The organism is Herbidospora yilanensis (assembly GCF_001570565.1).
GTDB lineage: Bacteria > Actinomycetota > Actinomycetes > Streptosporangiales > Streptosporangiaceae > Herbidospora > Herbidospora yilanensis.
Window position 1 is genome coordinate 38,952 of sequence record NZ_BBXE01000042.1, and the last position, 16,050, is coordinate 55,001.

At 69.9% G+C, this 16,050-nt stretch carries 17 protein-coding genes and 1 pseudogene; 7 read left to right on the forward strand and 11 right to left on the reverse strand.

Translation table 11 applies throughout. The features are described 5' to 3' along the window. Both AW273_RS31510 and AW273_RS31515 read right to left on the reverse strand, forming a co-directional pair. On the reverse strand, positions 1–753 hold the full coding sequence (locus AW273_RS31510) for a neutral zinc metallopeptidase (protein WP_198168460.1): 753 nt from the start codon (positions 751–753) through the stop codon (positions 1–3). 29 nt (positions 754–782) lie between these two features. Beyond that, positions 783–1,412, reverse strand: coding sequence for an alpha/beta fold hydrolase (locus AW273_RS31515; RefSeq protein ID WP_063910178.1), 630 nt, complete (start codon positions 1,410–1,412; stop codon positions 783–785). Between the two features lie 22 nt (positions 1,413–1,434). On the opposite strand from AW273_RS31515, the gene AW273_RS31520 reads away from it, so the two are divergent. Continuing rightward, complete coding sequence (locus tag AW273_RS31520; protein ID WP_062356288.1) at positions 1,435–3,147, forward strand: polysaccharide lyase 8 family protein; 1,713 nt, start codon at positions 1,435–1,437, stop codon at positions 3,145–3,147. Here AW273_RS31520 and AW273_RS31525 read toward each other — a convergent pair. Further along, a complete protein-coding gene (locus AW273_RS31525) occupies positions 3,144–3,614 on the reverse strand; it encodes a hypothetical protein (RefSeq protein ID WP_062356291.1) in 471 nt (156 codons plus the stop codon). The two genes, AW273_RS31520 and AW273_RS31525, sit on opposite strands and share 4 nt — an antisense overlap. A gap of 145 nt (positions 3,615–3,759) precedes the next feature. Between AW273_RS31525 and AW273_RS31530 the strand changes: the two genes are divergently transcribed. The 4 genes and pseudogenes from AW273_RS31530 (at position 3,760) to AW273_RS31540 (ending at position 6,235) form a co-directional block, all read left to right on the forward strand. Then, a complete protein-coding gene (locus tag AW273_RS31530; protein WP_137246538.1) occupies positions 3,760–4,116 on the forward strand; it encodes a GAF domain-containing protein in 357 nt (118 codons plus the stop codon). 62 nt (positions 4,117–4,178) lie between these two features. Next, positions 4,179–4,898, forward strand: coding sequence for a GAF and ANTAR domain-containing protein (locus tag AW273_RS31535; RefSeq protein ID WP_063910179.1), 720 nt, complete (start codon positions 4,179–4,181; stop codon positions 4,896–4,898). 4 nt (positions 4,899–4,902) lie between these two features. After that, positions 4,903–5,094: pseudogene (locus AW273_RS39435) on the forward strand (STAS domain-containing protein); the annotation flags it as partial. Between the two features lie 76 nt (positions 5,095–5,170). Beyond that, positions 5,171–6,235 carry a quinone-dependent dihydroorotate dehydrogenase gene (locus AW273_RS31540; RefSeq protein WP_062356298.1) on the forward strand — a complete coding sequence of 355 codons (1,065 nt, stop codon included), beginning with the start codon at positions 5,171–5,173 and terminating at the stop codon, positions 6,233–6,235. Here AW273_RS31540 and AW273_RS31545 read toward each other — a convergent pair. The 6 genes from AW273_RS31545 to AW273_RS31570 all read right to left on the reverse strand — a co-directional run bounded on the left by AW273_RS31545 (position 6,206) and on the right by AW273_RS31570 (position 11,781). Beyond that, positions 6,206–7,783, reverse strand: coding sequence for a beta-N-acetylhexosaminidase (locus AW273_RS31545; RefSeq protein WP_062356383.1), 1,578 nt, complete (start codon positions 7,781–7,783; stop codon positions 6,206–6,208). The two genes, AW273_RS31540 and AW273_RS31545, sit on opposite strands and share 30 nt — an antisense overlap. 15 nt (positions 7,784–7,798) lie before the next feature. Continuing rightward, on the reverse strand, positions 7,799–8,632 hold the full coding sequence (locus tag AW273_RS31550; protein WP_062356300.1) for an N-acetylmuramoyl-L-alanine amidase: 834 nt from the start codon (positions 8,630–8,632) through the stop codon (positions 7,799–7,801). Between the two features lie 93 nt (positions 8,633–8,725). After that, the gene (locus tag AW273_RS31555; RefSeq protein ID WP_062356304.1) at positions 8,726–8,965 is read right to left on the reverse strand and encodes a hypothetical protein; all 240 of its coding nucleotides are present in this window, start codon (positions 8,963–8,965) and stop codon (positions 8,726–8,728) included. A 79-nt stretch (positions 8,966–9,044) separates the two neighbouring features. Further along, positions 9,045–10,142 carry a LacI family DNA-binding transcriptional regulator gene (locus AW273_RS31560; RefSeq protein WP_062356307.1) on the reverse strand — a complete coding sequence of 366 codons (1,098 nt, stop codon included), beginning with the start codon at positions 10,140–10,142 and terminating at the stop codon, positions 9,045–9,047. 246 nt (positions 10,143–10,388) lie between these two features. After that, a complete protein-coding gene (gene bldC / locus AW273_RS31565; RefSeq protein ID WP_013133571.1) occupies positions 10,389–10,592 on the reverse strand; it encodes a developmental transcriptional regulator BldC in 204 nt (67 codons plus the stop codon). A gap of 322 nt (positions 10,593–10,914) precedes the next feature. Continuing rightward, on the reverse strand, positions 10,915–11,781 hold the full coding sequence (locus AW273_RS31570; RefSeq protein ID WP_062356311.1) for a DUF8083 family protein: 867 nt from the start codon (positions 11,779–11,781) through the stop codon (positions 10,915–10,917). 128 nt (positions 11,782–11,909) lie between these two features. Here AW273_RS31570 and AW273_RS31575 point away from each other — a divergent pair, with 128 nt between their 5' ends. Both AW273_RS31575 and AW273_RS31580 read left to right on the forward strand, forming a co-directional pair. Continuing rightward, positions 11,910–12,995: a Leu/Phe/Val dehydrogenase gene (locus tag AW273_RS31575; RefSeq protein WP_062356315.1), complete on the forward strand. Its 1,086-nt coding sequence runs from the start codon at positions 11,910–11,912 to the stop codon at positions 12,993–12,995. Between the two features lie 151 nt (positions 12,996–13,146). Beyond that, on the forward strand, positions 13,147–13,383 hold the full coding sequence (locus tag AW273_RS31580; RefSeq protein WP_062356318.1) for a DUF3073 domain-containing protein: 237 nt from the start codon (positions 13,147–13,149) through the stop codon (positions 13,381–13,383). Between the two features lie 207 nt (positions 13,384–13,590). On the opposite strand, the gene purM is transcribed toward AW273_RS31580, so the two are convergent. Next, a complete protein-coding gene (purM, locus tag AW273_RS31585; RefSeq protein WP_062356320.1) occupies positions 13,591–14,616 on the reverse strand; it encodes a phosphoribosylformylglycinamidine cyclo-ligase in 1,026 nt (341 codons plus the stop codon). Then, positions 14,613–16,049 carry an amidophosphoribosyltransferase gene (gene purF / locus AW273_RS31590; protein ID WP_062356323.1) on the reverse strand — a complete coding sequence of 479 codons (1,437 nt, stop codon included), beginning with the start codon at positions 16,047–16,049 and terminating at the stop codon, positions 14,613–14,615. Before purF ends, purM begins: the two co-directional genes overlap by 4 nt. Position 16,050 lies beyond the last annotated feature (1 nt).

Sequence of the window (16,050 nt, forward strand, 5' to 3'; positions counted from 1 at the left end):
TCAGGCGACCTGTGCCGACTTGGCGGTCCAGGTGTTGCAGGCGCCCGGTTTCCGGGTCGCGAAGCCCTTGTCGAGCCAGGCCAGCACGCTCTTGCCCCGCCCGTGGGTGCGGCTGTGGCCGGTGCCGTCGAGTTCGCGCAGATACTGCCAGTCGGCGTCGCCGCGGCCCAGCGTCGGCCAGACCGCGCCGAAGAAGACGCCGGCCAGGCATTCGGCCTGGAGCTCGTTGCGGCGGATCTGCTGGTAGAGCTCGGCCTTGGAGCGGTAGGGGTGGGTGCGGTACGCGTCGGCCATGCCCGTCAGGTTCTGCACGTGGTGGCCGAACTCGTGGGCGATCACGAGGTACAGATAGAGGTTCGACGGCTCGACCAGGGCGTCCTTGTCGAGCAGCACCATGAAGCGGTGTTGTGAGTCGCAGTAGCGGCCGGCGGCGTCGCCCCACTTGCGGCCGCAGAACGGCTTCGGCCTGGCCTGGAAGCTGATCTTGACCGGGGTGAAGGGCAGGCCGTTCCTGCGGAAGTGTGCACCCCAGGCCTCGTTGAGGCAGGTCGCCACCGTCGTCGCGTAGTTGCGGGCCGAGGCCGCGTCGCCGTCGCGTAACGGGGGTTCGGGGCAGTCGACCGGTGCGAGCCGGCCCGTTCGGTAGAGCGCGTTCTGGGTGAGGACGCGGTCGTCGATCGGGTAGGCGGACGCCGGGGCCGCCCCCACGGCCAGCAGCGAGACGAGCACGGTGACGAATGGGGTTAAACGCACACAGGTGATCCTAGGTGGGACACCGGCGGTTATGCCTGGTTGATGAAGGAGGCGACCTCCTCAGGGTGGCTCAGCATGGGCATGTGGCCGGCCGGGATCTCGCCCGTGACGGCGTTCGGCAGGCGTTCGGCGACCACGCGGCGCATGAAGTCGATGGGGAAGAAGCGGTCTTCCGTACAGAACAGGAATCTAACCGGCACGTCGGGCCAGGGCCGGCCGGTGACCTCGAACGGGGTGAACGACTGGTCGCGGGTCGCGGCGTTCCCGATCGCGATGCCCTCGGGGTCGACGCCGTTGTAGAAGACCGCGTTCTCGTCGGAGGAGTCGACGCCCAGGGCGTTGTGGCCGGTGGCCTCCCACCATTCGACGCCGGTCTCGCCGGGCTTCGGGACCATCGCGGTTATGAGCACGATCGCGCGCGCCGGGACGCGGGCGGCGACCAGGGGAGCGGTCAGGCCGCCGAGCGAGTGGGCCACCACGACGACGTCCTTCCGGTCGCCGACGGCCTCGACGGCGAGGTCGGCGTATTCGGGCACGCCCGCCGACGGGTCGCCGGTCGGCAGGTCGAGGGCGATCACCTCGCCGTCGAGCTGGGGAATCAGCCGGCTCCAGTAGCCGGGTCCGGCGCCGCCGCCGGGAATTAGAACGTTAGTACGCATGTGCCTACTCTATGGTGGGCGCATGCTCTCGCGGCGTGATTTCCTGGCCGGGACCCTGCTGACGGCCGCCGGAAGCCGCGATGACGCCTGGTCGAGGCTGGCGCGCAACTGGGCGGCCGTCTCGTCCCGTGGTGAGCCACGCTCGCCCCATCACGCCCTGGCCCGGGAGTTCCGGCAGACCGGCGATCCGATGCTGAAGAGAAGGGTCGCCGGCGAGATCCGCCGGGCGGTCCGCGAGGCCTACCACGCCGGGGCGGTCAAGACCGGGAACTGGTGGAACTGGGAGATCGGGGTGCCCAAGTGGCTGCTCGACCTCGCGATCCTCGTCGGCCACCGCGACGACGGCCTGATCGAGGCGGTCGACCACTTCGTCCGGCCCTGGCGGCTGCAGTTCTACCGGGGCACCAGCACCGCCGCCAACCGCACCGACCTGTGCCTGGTCACGCTGCTCAACGGCATCCTGGCCCGCGACCCGCGGAAGCTCTCCCGCGCCGCCGGGGCGCTCTCGCCCGTCTTCCGCCACGTCACGAGCGGTGACGGCCTCTACCGCGACGGGTCGTTCATCCAGCACTCGACCGTCCCCTACCAGGGCACCTACGGGGCCTCGATGCTCCACGGCATCGGCGCGATCCTCAGAACGCTGCGCGGCACCCCGTGGGAGATCACCGACCCGGCCCTGCGCAACGTCCTCGACGCCGTCGAACACTCCTTCCTGCCCTTCCTCCACGAGGGCCGGATGATGGACCTGGTCAGCGGGCGCGCGATCGCGCGCAAGCCCGACGGAGACCGGAGAAGGGCCCGCGCCCTCACCGACGCGCTCGACCTGCTCGGCGAGTCGGCCCCCGCATCCCAGCGGGCGCGCTGGCGCGAACTGATCGCGAACCCGCCCACCGGCCACCGGCTGATGCCGGCGAGCGCCCGCGCCGTCCACCGCCGCGACGGCTGGACGGCCGCGCTCAGCATGGCCTCCCACCGGGTCGCCCACTACGAGCACGGCAACGGCGAGAACCTGCGCGGCTGGCACACCGGCGCCGGAATGCTCTATTGGTGGGGCGAAGGCCACGGCGACCACTACTCGGGCGACTTCTGGCACACCGTCGACCCCTACCGCCTGCCCGGCACGACGGTCTCGACCAAACGCCTGCCCGACGGCGCGGGCGGCGCCTGGGGGGAGAACTGCCCGCCCGCGCGGTGGGTCGGCGGGGCCTCCGACGGCGTCCACGCCACCGTCGGCCAGCACCTCTTCGGCCTCGAAAGCACCCTTGAGGCCCGCAAGTCGTGGATCTTCCTCGACGACATGGTGGTCTGTCTGGGCACGGGGATCACCTGCCGCGACGGGGTGCCGGTCGAGACGATCGTCGACAACCGCCGCACCCGCGCCCGGCTGACCCTCGGCGACGGCTGGGCCCACCTGGAAGGCCACGGCGGCTACGTCTTCGACGGCCCACTCCGCGTCCACCAGGGCGAATACACCACGCTCTGGTTCGACCACGGCACCGACCCGACCGACGCCCGCTACTTCTACGCGCTGCTCCCCAACGCCGACCTGGCGGCCACGAAGGCGGCTCGGGTCACCGTCGTCGCCAACACGCCGGCCCGGCAGGGTGTCACCACGGGCGACCTGACCGCCGTGAACTTCTGGCGGCCCGGCACGGTCGCCGGGATCACGGTCACCGAGCCGTCGGCGATCCTCTACCGGCCCGGCCACTTTCTCGTGGCCGAACCGCAGGGCTAACGCACCTTCCTGGGTTTGCCGAGCTGCTTGATCGTCTGGGGATCGGCGCCCTTGGGCAGGTCGGCGACGGTGATGGGCCCCTTGCCGTGGGCGACCTTCATGTTGGGGGAGCACAGACCCGTGGTCATCCGGCCCTCCGACTTGTAGGCGAACACCAGATACCGGGCGCCACGGGAGAACCGGGTGCCACACGCCGCAGACTGCGTGTGCGTGCTCACCGTGACGACGGCCTTCGGCCTTCCCCTGTACGCATGGTCGACCCGGAAGGTGTACACGACCGGCTGCACCGGGTCCCACCGGTCCTTCGGCCGTTTCACCGCCTTGGCGGTGCCGGTGAACACCAGCGTCGAGTTCTTCAGGTGGTAGGGCACTTCCGGGGGCACGCAGCTACAGGCGTACGAGGGGGTCGCCCCGAAGACGAGGGTGCCCAGGACGAGGGTGAGAGCGATCACGATTCGACGCAGCATGCCCCTGAGACGGAATCCCATGCCGATCGGTTCGGGCGAAAAACCTGGGTTTGGCTAGTCGCGATCAAGAGAGCCCACTACGCTTGGCCAGCAGTGAATCCGCCGTGTGTCCGCGGGCCTTCTCTCATTTCATTGGGGTGGCTACGTGTCGGGGCCCGGCGTTGAGTTCCTGCTCGCCAATGTGCTGCAAGGTGTCGCCGATCTGTCCGGGGTCGACGGGGCCGCCCTTCGCCTGCTCGACGACACCGATCGGCTCCGCATGATCGGAGCGACCGACGAAGACGGCTGGGTGCTCGAGCGCGCGGGCTGCTCGGCCCTGTCCGTTCCCCTGGTCGAGGGCCGAGAAGTCATCGGGGAGCTCACCCTCTACACGCACGAGCGTCACGAGTGGAGCCGTTCCGAGGTGGAAAAAGGCGCGCGTCTGGGCGAGCTCGTCGTCGTCGCCCTGGAAGCCATGGCCGGGGGCAGGACTGAGTCCTCCGCCTCTGGGCAGGTGAGATGACCACGAAGCTACCTCTCCACGACCGCGCCGGCGCACAGGTGAGGTTCACGGGAGGATACGGAATGACCCATATCGATCCAGAAGCGCTCGTCGCGAGCCTGCGGCGAATGCAGAAGGCCGCTCCGGCGACCGGGATCGTGCACCACCTTGAGCGCATCGTCCAGGTCGTCGACCGGATCTTCGGATATTCCGGGGCCGGCCTGATGTTCGCCGACCCCGATCGCATCCTGCGATACCTGTTCGCCACCGACGAGGCGGGACGCAGCCTCGAACACGCCCAGGCGACCGTCCAGGCGGGGCCCTGTGTGGCCGCGTACACGACCGACGGCGCCGTGACCACGTACGACGTCCGGAAGGACGACCGCTGGCCCGATCTCGCGCCGCTCCTGCACCCCGACGTGCGGGCCGTCGCGGGGGTGCCGGTACGTCTCGGCGGAGAGCCCGTCGGAACGCTCAACGTCTACCAGGACACCACCCACGACTGGGAGGAGTCCGACACCGAGGCGCTGCACGCCTACGCCCACGTGATCGAGCAGGTCATCGCCGCCGCCGTGGAGGCGGAGGAGAAGTCGCAGCTCGCCGACCAGCTCCAATACGCACTCGACTACCGCGTGGTCATCGAACGGGCCATCGGGTACCTGATGGGAAAGCACGACCTGACCGCCAGCCAGGCCTTCACGGGCCTGCGCAAGCAGGCCAGGGACAGTCGCCGGAGGGTTGCCGATCTGGCCGCCGAACTGCTCGGGGAACAGGGTCGTGGAGATCCGGACCACGCGATCTGACCTGATGACCACGATCATCCTGCAAGGTGATCTCGACGTCTTCGGCGCCGTGGAGCTCCGCCGCGCCGTCTGGAGGGCCGAGCGGGCCGCGCACCTGCGGCTCGACCTGGCCAAGGTGACGTTCATCGACGTCGCGGGCGCCCGGACGCTGCTCTGGGCGCACCGCAGGGCCCGCGGGCGGGTTTCCCTCGCGAACCCGCCCGACGGGGTGCTCCGGTTGCTGCGGCTGCTCGACTTCGACCGGTACCTCGAAGTGGATACGCTGGCCGGTGATGTCGTACCGAATGCTCTTCACGTGGGTCCTGCGCCGCTCCGACGCGGAGAAGATCCACCATCTGACGATCCGCCTGCTGGCGACCCTGTCGGTCCTGCCAGTCGTGAAGCGGATCCTCCACGCCTTGCTGGCCCCCCGTGACGAGTCGCTGCGGGTCCAGGCGTTCGGGGTGCACTTCCCGACGCCGTTCGGGCTCGCCGCCGGGTTCGACAAGAACGCCGAGTGCGTCCCGGCGCTGGCCGCGCTCGGGTTCGGCCACGTCGAGGTCGGCACGATCACGGCCCACGCCCAGCCCGGCAACGCCCGCCCGCGCCTGTTCCGGCTGGTCCCGGAGAAGGCGATCATCAACCGGATGGGCTTCAACAACGAGGGCGCCAAGATGGCCGCCCGCCGGTTGAAGCGGGTCCGCGGGGTGCCCGCGGTGGTCGGGGTGAACATCGGCAAGACCAAGGTCGTCCCCGAAGAAGAGGCCACCCGCGACTACGTCGCCAGCGCCCGGGTCCTCGCCGGCCTGGCCGACTACCTGGTCGTGAACGTCTCCTCACCCAACACCCCCGGCCTGCGCAACCTCCAGGCGGTCGACCTGCTGCGCCCGCTGCTGACCGAGGTCAAGGCGGTCGCGGGCCGCACCCCGCTGCTGGTGAAGATCGCCCCCGACCTGGCCGACGAGGACATCGACGAGGTCGCCGAGCTCGCCGCCGAACTGGGCCTGGCCGGCATCATCGCGACCAACACCACGATCAGCCGCGCGGGCGTCTCCAGCACCGAGACCGGCGGCCTGTCCGGCCGCCCGCTGAAAGACCGGTCGCTGGAGGTCCTGCGCCGCCTCCACGCCAAGGTCGGCGACCGCCTGGTGCTGGTCTCCGTCGGCGGCGTGGAAGACGTCGACGACGTCTGGGAGCGCCTGCTGGCCGGCGCCACGCTGGTCCAGGGCTACACCGGCCTGATCTACGGCGGCCCGCTGTGGGCCTGGCACATCAACCGGCAGCTCGCCCGCCGGCTGCGCCGCCACGGTCTCTCCTCGGTACGCGACCTACATGCTCGGGCGGGTCGAGTCGGCTGACAACGTCAGCTCGTCGAGATGGCGCATGGCCGCGGCCACGTCGAGCCCGCCCGGCGTGTGGGGACGTGACCGCTGCCAGGGCCTCGGGCCGTCGAGCGGGCGGTAGTTGACGCCCGCGGCGTCGAGACGGCCCAGATGGTGTTCCAGGCGGCCCAGGAAGTCCGGTGCGGCCGGGCGGCCGGTCCAGGCGATCTCGGCCATGGCGCAGCCCCGGGGCCAGGCCTTGTAGTCGAGGGTGCGGGCGTCGGGGATGTACTCCGACCAGAGCTGGAACTGGGCGCCCAGCACCCGCTCGGCGGCGACGTCGAAGGCGGCGACGTCGCCGACGGTGATCGACTCGCCCAGGGCCGCCGGTTCGTCGGCCGAGGCCGCCTCGGCGTAGTCGAAGTAGAGCGGGAACACCGGCGTCAGCACCACGTCGTGACCGGCCGCGATGGCCCTGCGGGCGACGTTCGTGCCGCGCCAGGGCATCACGACGGTGTCGTCGCGGAGCATGCCGCTGACGAACGCCTCGTCCCACACGACCGCCCGGCTGCCCCGCTCGGCCAGCAGGTCGGCCAGCCGCCGCAGGAACCAGGCGTGCAGGTCTCCCGGGGTGGCCAGGTGCTGGGCCCGCTGGAAGGCGGTGATCTCCGTGGACGCGGCCCAGGCGTCGAGCACGCACTCGTCGCCGCCGATGTGGAAGAACGGGGTCTCGCCGAGGGCGCCGAGGACCTCGTCGAAGACGGTGGCCAGGAAGTCGATCGTCTTCGGCAGCGGGGCGAGGATCGCCGGGGAGATGCCCCAGCGCTCCAGCACCCGGTGCCGCCGCGACGGGTCGGCGCCGAACTCCGGGTAGGCGGCCAGGATCGCCGACGCGTGGCCCGGAACGTCGATCTCGGGCACGACGGTGACCGCCCGCTGCCGGGCATAGGCCGCGATCTCCCGCAGATCGTCGAGCGTGTAGAAGCCGCCGTGGGGGGTCGCGTCGTAGCTCTCCGGCTCGCCCTTGCGCGAGGTGATCGTCTGGGCGCGGTGCGAGCCGATCTCGTGCAGGCGCGGATAGGCCCGCGACTCGACCCGCCAGCCCTGGTCGTCGGCCAGGTGGAGGTGGAGCCGGTTGAGCTTGTGCATGGCCAGCAGGTCGATCATCCGCAGCACGTCGTGCTTGGGCAGGAAGTGCCGGGAGACGTCGAGATGCGCGCCACGCCATGAGAGCGCCGGAGCGTCCGCCACACGGACGCAGGGGACGTCGTATGCGGAAAGTGGGGAAACCGCGCGGAAGGCGTCGTGGGGGAGCAACTGGCGCAACGTCTGCGCGGCGTAGAAGGCGCCCGCGGCGTCGCCCGCGAGGATCTCGATGTCGTCGGCCCTCACGGTGAGGGTGGAGGACTCGGGGGCGCCGTGGCGGCGTACCGAAACCGGGCCGTCGCCGATGACGGGGCCGAGAGCCGCGAGCGCCCGCCGGACCGGTTCGGCGAGGTCTCCGGCGACGCCGAAACCGGGCGTCAGCGGGAACACGCCCGGGAGGGCTTCGACGGACCGGGGGGCAGGCAGGAAGTGGCGCATGCCCTCGATCATGGATTACTTCAGGTAGGTCTGGAAGCTGCCCGCCAGGGCCTCGGCGAGGTCCTGGCGCCAGGAGGAGCTCTTCAGCTTGGCCGCGTCGCCGGCGTTGCGCATGTTGCCCGACTCGATGAAGACCTTCGGCACCGTCGACAGGTTCAGCCCGCCCAGGTCGGAGCGGTAGTCGAGGGCGTTCTTCCCGATGTAATTGGCGTAGGGCATGCCCGTCTGCTTCTTCACCGCGTTGCGCACGGCGAGGCCGAGCTTGGCCGACTTGGCGACCACCGGGTCGACCGGGCCGTTGATCTTCTTCGGCATGATGACGTGGAAGCCGTGGCTGGTCGAGCCGGCGCCGTCGGCGTGGATCGAGATCGCCAGGTCGGCCTTGGCCTTGTTGCCGATCGCGGCGCGCTGGGTGATGCACGGCCCGACGCCGGTGTTGTTCTCGCGGGTCAGCTTGACCGTGGCGCCTTCGGCCCTCAGCAGCTTGGCGAGGCGGACCGAGACGTCCCAGGTGAACGCGGCCTCGGAGTAGCCGTCGTTGGTCGCGGTGCCGGTCGTGTCGCAGGCCTTCTTCTGGGTCAGCACGTCGACCTGCTTGTTGATGACGTCGGGGCGCTTGTAGTTGCCACCGTTGTGACCCGGGTCGATCACGATGACCTTGCCCTGGAGGGCCTTCGCCGGCGCCTCAGCGGGCGCGGCGACCGCTTCGGAGACCGCGGCCTTCCCCGTGCCGGGCTGCGCGGCGGCCGGGGCAGACTCGGCACCCGCGGCCACCCCGCCACCGCACGCGGCGGTCCCCAGACCGAGCACGGCCAGAGCGGCGGCGGCGAGCGCCGGACGAGTCTTCATCACGGTGGTTCCTCTCGCAGGCGGGCACTACAAGCACCCAACCTACGCGTTCCCTGGCCGTGACCTGGCCGTTATATGAGTAAAGGATGCAAATCACCCAGAGCCCTGGCCCTGGATCTGCAGCAGGGCCGCGAGTTCGCGGGCCTCCTCGGCGTCGAGGCCGAGGACGACCCGGGGGCGGCCCCACGGGTGGTCGATCGAGTGCGCCACATAGCTGGCCACGGATTCGTCGCCCGTTTCGGCGCGGCCACGGGCGTGGCGCCAGTGGCCCCAGGCCCGTTCGAGTTCGGCCGCCGCGCGCTGGGCACAGGAGACCAACTCTGGATCACGCATTGAATTCCCCCAGATCTTCACCGTCCGGCGTCGTGGCCCGAGTCAACACGGACCGTGACCCGACGCCGGACCGGTTGACCTAGCTTTGGGAATCCTTTGGCGCGGGGCCAGTGCTGCGGCGGGTGATGAGCTGCGGCGTCACCTGGCGCAGGCGGGAGTTCTTGCCCGGCTCGGAGATCCGGTCGCTGAGCAGCGCGGCGGCCGAGCGGCCCATCGCGCGACGCGGCTGGTCGACCGAGGTCAGCGAGATGTGGTGGACGGCGGCCAGGTGGGTGTTGTCGTAGCCGACGACCGACAGGTCTTCGGGGACCCGCAGCCCGAGCTCGCTGGCGGCGGTGAGCACCCCGAGGGCGACGACGTCGTTGGCGGCGAAGATGGCGGTCGGCCGGGGGTCGCGCTCAAGAAGGGCCAGCGCCGCGCGGCGGCCGCCCTCCTCGGTGAAGTCGCCGTGCTCGACCATGATGTAGGGCGCCAGCGCGTGACGGCGCATGGCCACCAGATAACCCTCGCAGCGGCAACGGGCCGCGGAGGAGGGGGTGCCCTCGATGTGGGCGATCCGGCGGTGTCCGAGCTCGACCAGATGGTCGACCGCCAGACGCGCGCCGAGCTGGTCGTCGTCGACGACGATGTCGACGCTCTCAAGGTCGACGTCGCGTTCTCCGACGACGACGGTGGGCGTGTAGGCGGCGGCCTCGGCCAGGGTGTCGCTGGACGGGGCGACCCCCAGCAGCACCAGCCCGTCGACGCGCAGTTCGAGGAAGGCCTCGACGGCTTCGTCCTCGAACGCCGGGTCGAAGCGGCCGGAGCCGATGAGCAGCCGCAGGCCCTCACCGTGGAGGCTCTCCTGGAGGCCGTCGAGGAACTCGGCGTAGAACGGGTTGTGCAGGTCGGCGACGAGGGCGCCGACGAGATGCGTACGGCCTTCGACGAGACTGCGGGCGACGGCGTTGGGCCGGTATCCCAGCTCCCTGGCCGCCTGCAGAACCGCCTCCCGGCGATGCTCGCTCACATGAGGTGAGCCGCGAAGGACCAGCGAGACCAGGGACTTGGAGACGCCCGCGCGCTCGGCTACGTTGCGAATCGTCGGCCGTGGCCGTGGACTGAATCCGTCGAGTCCGGTAGGTCCGGGTACCGCGATGTCGCGCCGGGCAGTGGTCTGCATGGACGGTCCTGACATGGTTCTCCCCACGATGCGCGGATGTGCACCTGCCAAGAAGAACGATCGAGAGCCGAATAAGGTACGGCCGAGTTGTCTCGATCCTTGAGAAAGCTGTCAGGGCGGAGCGGGAGGGGCCACGGAACCGGTGGGGTTGGCGCCGGGCGGGCGGCGCCTTTCCACACCCCTACTGCAGGTGTGCGGCTGTTGGACGCGCTCACTCACGCGAGCGCGCCGTCCCCCTCGTGGTTGCGACCCCCCGCTGCGTTACTCCGAACGCTGCTGCGGAATCCCCGCCAGCAGCGCCCTCACCTCGGTCTCCCGGTAACGCCGGTGCCCACCGAGCGTGCGGATGGACGTCAACTTGCCGGCCTTCGCCCACCGCGTGACGGTCTTGGGGTCGACCCGGAACATCGTTGCGACCTCCGCCGGGGTGAGCAGTGGCTCTGCCTCGGGTGTACGAGCTGACATTTGTGCGGCCTCTCCTCCGTGTGGACCGGCGACAGCGATCCTGCGACTTATATCTGCGCTTGTCACGGGATGTCCCTCAATGATCCATAACGTGCGGTTTCACGGACCATTTGCGGCATCACCCGATGTGACCATACAGCCACGTAGCGCGATTGGCGAGCCCTCTGGGCACAACGTCTCGACCACGTGTTGATGTCACGCTCGGTGATTCTAGCGACACGTTTCGTGGTATCGCAGTGAAAACGGCAAACTACTCAGTTCGCAGTTGTGAGATCGTGCATCTCCTGACCCAACACCGCAGGTCAGCGTCGAGTGATTACGGTCAGTTAGCTGATTCGAGGCTCTGCACTGACCGCCAGCGGAGGATCACGCGCTGGTACATGGCGAAGGCAAGTTCTTCCTGACCGTTGTCCAAACCCGTGAGAGCGGCGGCCAGCTCGGCCACCGACTGGTCGGCCTGGAGGGTCTCGTCGTCCATGAGGTGGACGATGCCGCCGTAGTCGAGCTCCACCAGCGAGTGGGGGTGGAACTCCTCCAGCCAGCGGCCCACCTCTTCGACGTCGGTGAGCGTGTCGACGTCGCCCACGTGACGGCGGATGACGACCAGGGCGCGGGCCACCCGCTTCCTGGCCTGGGCCATCGAGGTGACGTAGAGCATGTTCCTGGCCGGGGCCATGGTCACGCCGGTCGACGACTCGGGCTCCTGCTCGCCGCGCAGGACCAGCCAGCGCTCGGCGGAGTCGAAGGGCACGAACCAGGGCGTCGGGACGTGCCAGGTGCTGGTCATGATGTGGGTGCGCAGCGAGGGCTCACCGCGCTTGAAGGCGTCGAACTCGCCGGCCGTGTGCTCCGCGACCGGCGGGGGCACGAAACGGTCGGCCAGCTTGGCCGGCAGGCTGCCCCGCCACGAGGCGAACGCCAGCCACGACCGCAGCCGGGTCTGCCACGGGCAGACGTAGAGGACGCCGTCGACCCGGCGCAGATAGGCGTTGTGACTCTCCGCCGCCGGGGCCGGGGCGGGTGGGACCCGCAACAGCCGGCGTAGTGACTCCTCGTGCTCCACCGCGAGGGCGCCCGCGCGGCGGGGCCGCCGCGGGTTCTGGGCATAGGCGTTCCACCGAAGGCGTTCCTGCTCGGAGAAGGCGCTCAGCGGCTCATAGACGCGGAGATACGCGGCGTAGGGCAGCACAACGGCATCGTGCCATGCCACGCCGCGTCACGCATTGGGCGGCGTTCCGTAATCCATGATCGTCGCTACGCTGGAAGGTGGAACCGCCGCAACGGAGCGGCGGACAGGGACGATCAGGAGTCACCAAAGTGACCGACGTCTTCGGGCTTTCCCACAAGGATCAGACCCGTCACGAACAGGTCGTGTTCTGCGCCGACGACAAGTCCGGCCTCTACGCGATCATCGCCATCCACAACACCGCCCTCGGTCCTGGGCTGGGTGGAACACGTTTCTATCCCTACCCGGACGAATCCGCCGCGCTGGCCGACGTGCTGAACCTGTCGCGGGCGATGGCGTACAAGAACGCGCTCGCCGGCCTCGACCACGGCGGCGGCAAAGCGGTGATCATCGGCGACCCCGCGACCGACAAGTCCGAGGCGCTGCTGCGCGCCTACGGCAAGTTCGTCCAGTCGCTCGGCGGGCGCTACTACACCGCCTGTGACGTGGGCACCTACAGCGAGGACATGGACGTCATCGCGCGCGAGAGCTCCTACGTCACCGGCCGCACCCCGGCCAACGGCGGCGCCGGCGACAGCTCGATCCTCACCGCCTACGGCGTCTACCAGGGCATGCGGGCCGCCGCCCGGCACGCCTTCGGCGAGACCTCGCTGTGCGGCCGCCGGGTCGGCGTCGAGGGGGTCGGCAAGGTCGGCCACCGGCTGGTGGAACACATTCTCGACGAGGGCGGCGAGGTCGTCGTCTGCGACGTCGACGAACTCGCGGTCGGCCGTGTCCGCCAGCGGCACCCGCAGGTCGAGGTCGTCTCCGACGCCGCGGCCCTGAAGCGTGCCGACATCGACGTGTACGCCCCCTGCGCCCTCGGCGGCGCCCTCGACGACACGGCCGTGGCCGAGCTCCGGGCGAAGATCGTCTGCGGCGGGGCCAACAACCAGCTCGCCCACCCCGGGGTCGAGAAGCAACTCGCCGACCGCGGCGTCCTGTACGCCCCCGACTACGTGGTGAATTCGGGGGGAGTGATCCAGGTCGCTGATGAGATCGCCGGATTCGACATGGACAGGGCGAAGGCGCGGGCGGGTCAGATCTTCGACACGACCCTGAAAATCTTCGCCATCGCCGACGACGAAGGCGTTCCACCAGCCGTCGCAGCAGATAGGCTGGCGGAGCGCAGAATGTCGGAAGTCGGGCGGCTTAGGGGTATTTGGCTGGGCCGGTGACCGCCGACGCGCATACGGCGTACCGAGCGGGGCGCAAAACAGGTACGGTTGTAGGCGAACGAATGGCTGACGTCCAAAGTCAGGTGGCGTCAGTGCGTGGTGCGTTAGCGACGAGGGGTCGGGCACGACCCCGCATGAGGGGGTCGAGCCAATGGGGCGCGGCCGAGCCAAGGCCAAGCAGGTCAAGGTTGCCCGCCAGCTGAAGTACAACAGCGGCGGCACCGATCTTGAGCGCCTGCGCGCGGAGCTCGGAGTCGAGGAGCATGTCGATTCCGACCGCACAGACGAGCACGACCCTTATGACGAGTTGGCTGAGCGGTACGCCGACTACGCCAACGTCGATGACGAGGATGATGAGGACGACTCCTCATCCGGGGGCCGTCGTTGAGCGGCACCTGACCCAGCGTTGATCACGCCCGGCGCGGTTCGCCACGCCGGGTGTTTTCCGCGCGACCTCGTGAGGGTCCCGCGCTCCGGGTGACCGGAGTGCATACAGCCATTTCCATACGAGACCGAAAGCGCCGCCCGGGGGCAACCACCGCCAGGCGGCCTTTCGTGTTTCCCGGGCCCGGCGGCTCGCCGCCGGGCCCGTCGATCAGCGATACCGCGCTTCTCCCGTGCCCGGCACGATCTCACCGAGCACCCACGACGGCACGCCGCGTGTGGCGAGGAGTTCCAGCGCCTTGTCGGCGTCTTCCGCCGGGACGATCGCCGCCATGCCGACGCCCAGGTTGAAGGTCTTGTCGAGCTCGCCCTGCGGGACCTTCCCGGCCTCGCCGAGGACCGTGAAGACCGGCGGGACCGTCCACGACGAGCGGTCGAGGACGGCGTCGACACTCCCGGGCAGCGAGCGGGCCAGGTTGGCGGTCAGGCCGCCGCCGGTGATGTGGGCGTAGGCCCGCACCGGCACGTGGCGGGTCAGCGCCAGGCAGTCGAGCGAGTAGATCCGGGTCGGTTCGAGCAGTTCCTCGCCCAGGGTGCGGCCGAACTCCGGGATCTGCGCCGCCAGTTCGAGGCCCGCGGTCTTGATGATGTGGCGGACCAGCGAGTAGCCGTTGGAGTGGACCCCCGACGACGCCATGGCCACCACGACGTCACCCGCGCGGACCCGGTCGGGACCGAGCAGCTCGTCGGCCTCGACCACGCCCGTTCCGGCGCCCGCGAGGTCGTAGTCGTCGGGGCCCATCGCGCCCGGGTGTTCGGCGGTCTCGCCGCCGACCAGCGCGCAGCCGGCCTGGCGGCAGCCCTCGGCGACGCCGCCGACGATCTCGGCGATGCGCTCGGGCACCACCTTGCCGCAGGCGATGTAGTCGGTCATGAACAGCGGCTCGGCGCCGCAGACCACCAGGTCGTCGACGACCATGCCGACCAGGTCGATGCCGATCGTGTCGTGCTTGCCGAGCCTGGACGCCAGCATGACCTTGGTGCCGACCCCGTCGGTCGAGGTCGCCAGCAGCGGCCGGCGGAACTTCAGCAGGGCCGACACGTCGAACAGGCCGGCGAACCCGCTGGCGTCGTCGACCACTTCGGGGCGCCGGGAGCGGGCCACCTTCGACTTCATCAGCTCGACGGCGCGGTCACCGGCCTCGATGTCGACACCGGCGGCGGCGTACGAGGTCATGCGCGGGCCTCCAGGACGTACTTGCCGACCTTGTCCTGGTCGATCGGGATGGGGTAGCTGCCGTCGAAGCAGGCTCGGCAGAGCCTCTGGGCCGGGATGGTGGTGGCCTCGGTGAGGCCCTCCATCGAGATGTAGCCGAGGGAGTCGGCGCCCAGGTGCTCGCGGATCTCCTCGACGTTCATCGAACCGGCCAGGAGCTCGGCGCGGGTGGCGAAGTCGATGCCGTAAAAGCAGGGCCAGGCCACCGGCGGGGCCGAGATGCGCACGTGGACCTCGGTCGCCCCGGCCTCGCGCAGCATCTTCACGATCGCCCGCTGGGTGTTGCCGCGCACGATCGTGTCGTCGACCACCACCAGGCGCTTGCCCTGGACGATCTCCTTCAGCGGGTTCAGCTTCAGCCGGATGCCGAGCTGGCGGATCGTCTGGGACGGCTGGATGAAGGTCCGGCCGACGTAGGAGTTCTTCACCAGGCCCTGGCCGTAGGGGATGCCGCTCTGCTCGGCGTAGCCGATCGCGGCGGGGGTGCCCGACTCGGGGGTCGGGATCACCAGGTCGGCGTCGACGGGGTGTTCGCGGGCCAGCCGGCGGCCGACCTCGACCCGGGTCGCCTGGACGCCGCGCCCGGCGATCGTGGTGTCGGGACGGGCCAGGTAGACGTATTCGAACAGGCAGCCCTTGGGGTCGGCCGGCGCGAACCGGCGCGAGGTGACCCCGCGCTCGTCGATGGTGAGGAGCTCGCCCGGCTCGACCTCGCGCTGGAACGTCGCGCCGACGATGTCGAGGGCGGCCGTCTCGGAGGCCACCACCCAGCCGCGCTCCAGACGGCCCAGGACGAGCGGACGGATGCCCTGAGGGTCCCGGGCCGCGTAGAGCGTTTTCTCGTCCATGAAGACGAGTGAGTAGGCGCCGCGGACCATCGGCAGCAGCCGGGCGGCCGCCTCGTCGATCGGCTCGGAGCGGTCTTTGGCCAGGATCGCGGTGAGGATCTCGCTGTCGGTGGTGGCCCTGGTGGTGCCGGGGGCCACCCGCTCGGCGAGCTCGCCGGTGTTGATCAGGTTGCCGTTGTGGGCCAGCGCGAGGCCGCCCACGTCGGTCGAGCTCAGTGTGGGCTGCGCGTTCTCCCACACACTCGAACCGGTGGTGGAATAGCGGCAGTGGCCGATGGCCAGGTGTCCCTTGAGGGTGCCGAGGATCGACTCGTCGAAGACCTGGGCCACCAGGCCCATGTCTTTGTAGACGAGGATGCGGCTGCCCTCGCTGACCGCGATGCCCGCGGACTCCTGGCCGCGGTGCTGCAACGCGTACAGCCCGTAGTAGGTGAGTTTGGAGACGTCCTCCCCCGGAGCCCAGACGCCGAAGACGCCGCACGCGTCTTTCGGGCCTTGGTCGAGGGGGTCAAGGTCATGGCTCAGATGGCCGTCGCCCTTCAGCACA

Coding starts and splice junctions, on each gene's coding strand:
- bldC (WP_013133571.1), bottom strand. CDS start 10,592: ATGTCAGCTCGTACACCCGAGGCAGAGCCACTGCTCACCCCGGCGGAG.
- AW273_RS31535 (WP_063910179.1), top strand. CDS start 4,179: ATGACCCATATCGATCCAGAAGCGCTCGTCGCGAGCCTGCGGCGAATG.
- AW273_RS31580 (WP_062356318.1), top strand. CDS start 13,147: ATGGGGCGCGGCCGAGCCAAGGCCAAGCAGGTCAAGGTTGCCCGCCAG.
- AW273_RS31545 (WP_062356383.1), bottom strand. CDS start 7,783: ATGCGCCACTTCCTGCCTGCCCCCCGGTCCGTCGAAGCCCTCCCGGGC.
- purM (WP_062356320.1), bottom strand. CDS start 14,616: ATGACCTCGTACGCCGCCGCCGGTGTCGACATCGAGGCCGGTGACCGC.
- AW273_RS31515 (WP_063910178.1), bottom strand. CDS start 1,412: ATGCGTACTAACGTTCTAATTCCCGGCGGCGGCGCCGGACCCGGCTAC.
- AW273_RS31560 (WP_062356307.1), bottom strand. CDS start 10,142: ATGTCAGGACCGTCCATGCAGACCACTGCCCGGCGCGACATCGCGGTA.
- AW273_RS31540 (WP_062356298.1), top strand. CDS start 5,171: ATGTCGTACCGAATGCTCTTCACGTGGGTCCTGCGCCGCTCCGACGCG.
- AW273_RS31555 (WP_062356304.1), bottom strand. CDS start 8,965: ATGCGTGATCCAGAGTTGGTCTCCTGTGCCCAGCGCGCGGCGGCCGAA.
- AW273_RS31520 (WP_062356288.1), top strand. CDS start 1,435: ATGCTCTCGCGGCGTGATTTCCTGGCCGGGACCCTGCTGACGGCCGCC.
- AW273_RS31525 (WP_062356291.1), bottom strand. CDS start 3,614: ATGCTGCGTCGAATCGTGATCGCTCTCACCCTCGTCCTGGGCACCCTC.
- AW273_RS31550 (WP_062356300.1), bottom strand. CDS start 8,632: ATGAAGACTCGTCCGGCGCTCGCCGCCGCCGCTCTGGCCGTGCTCGGT.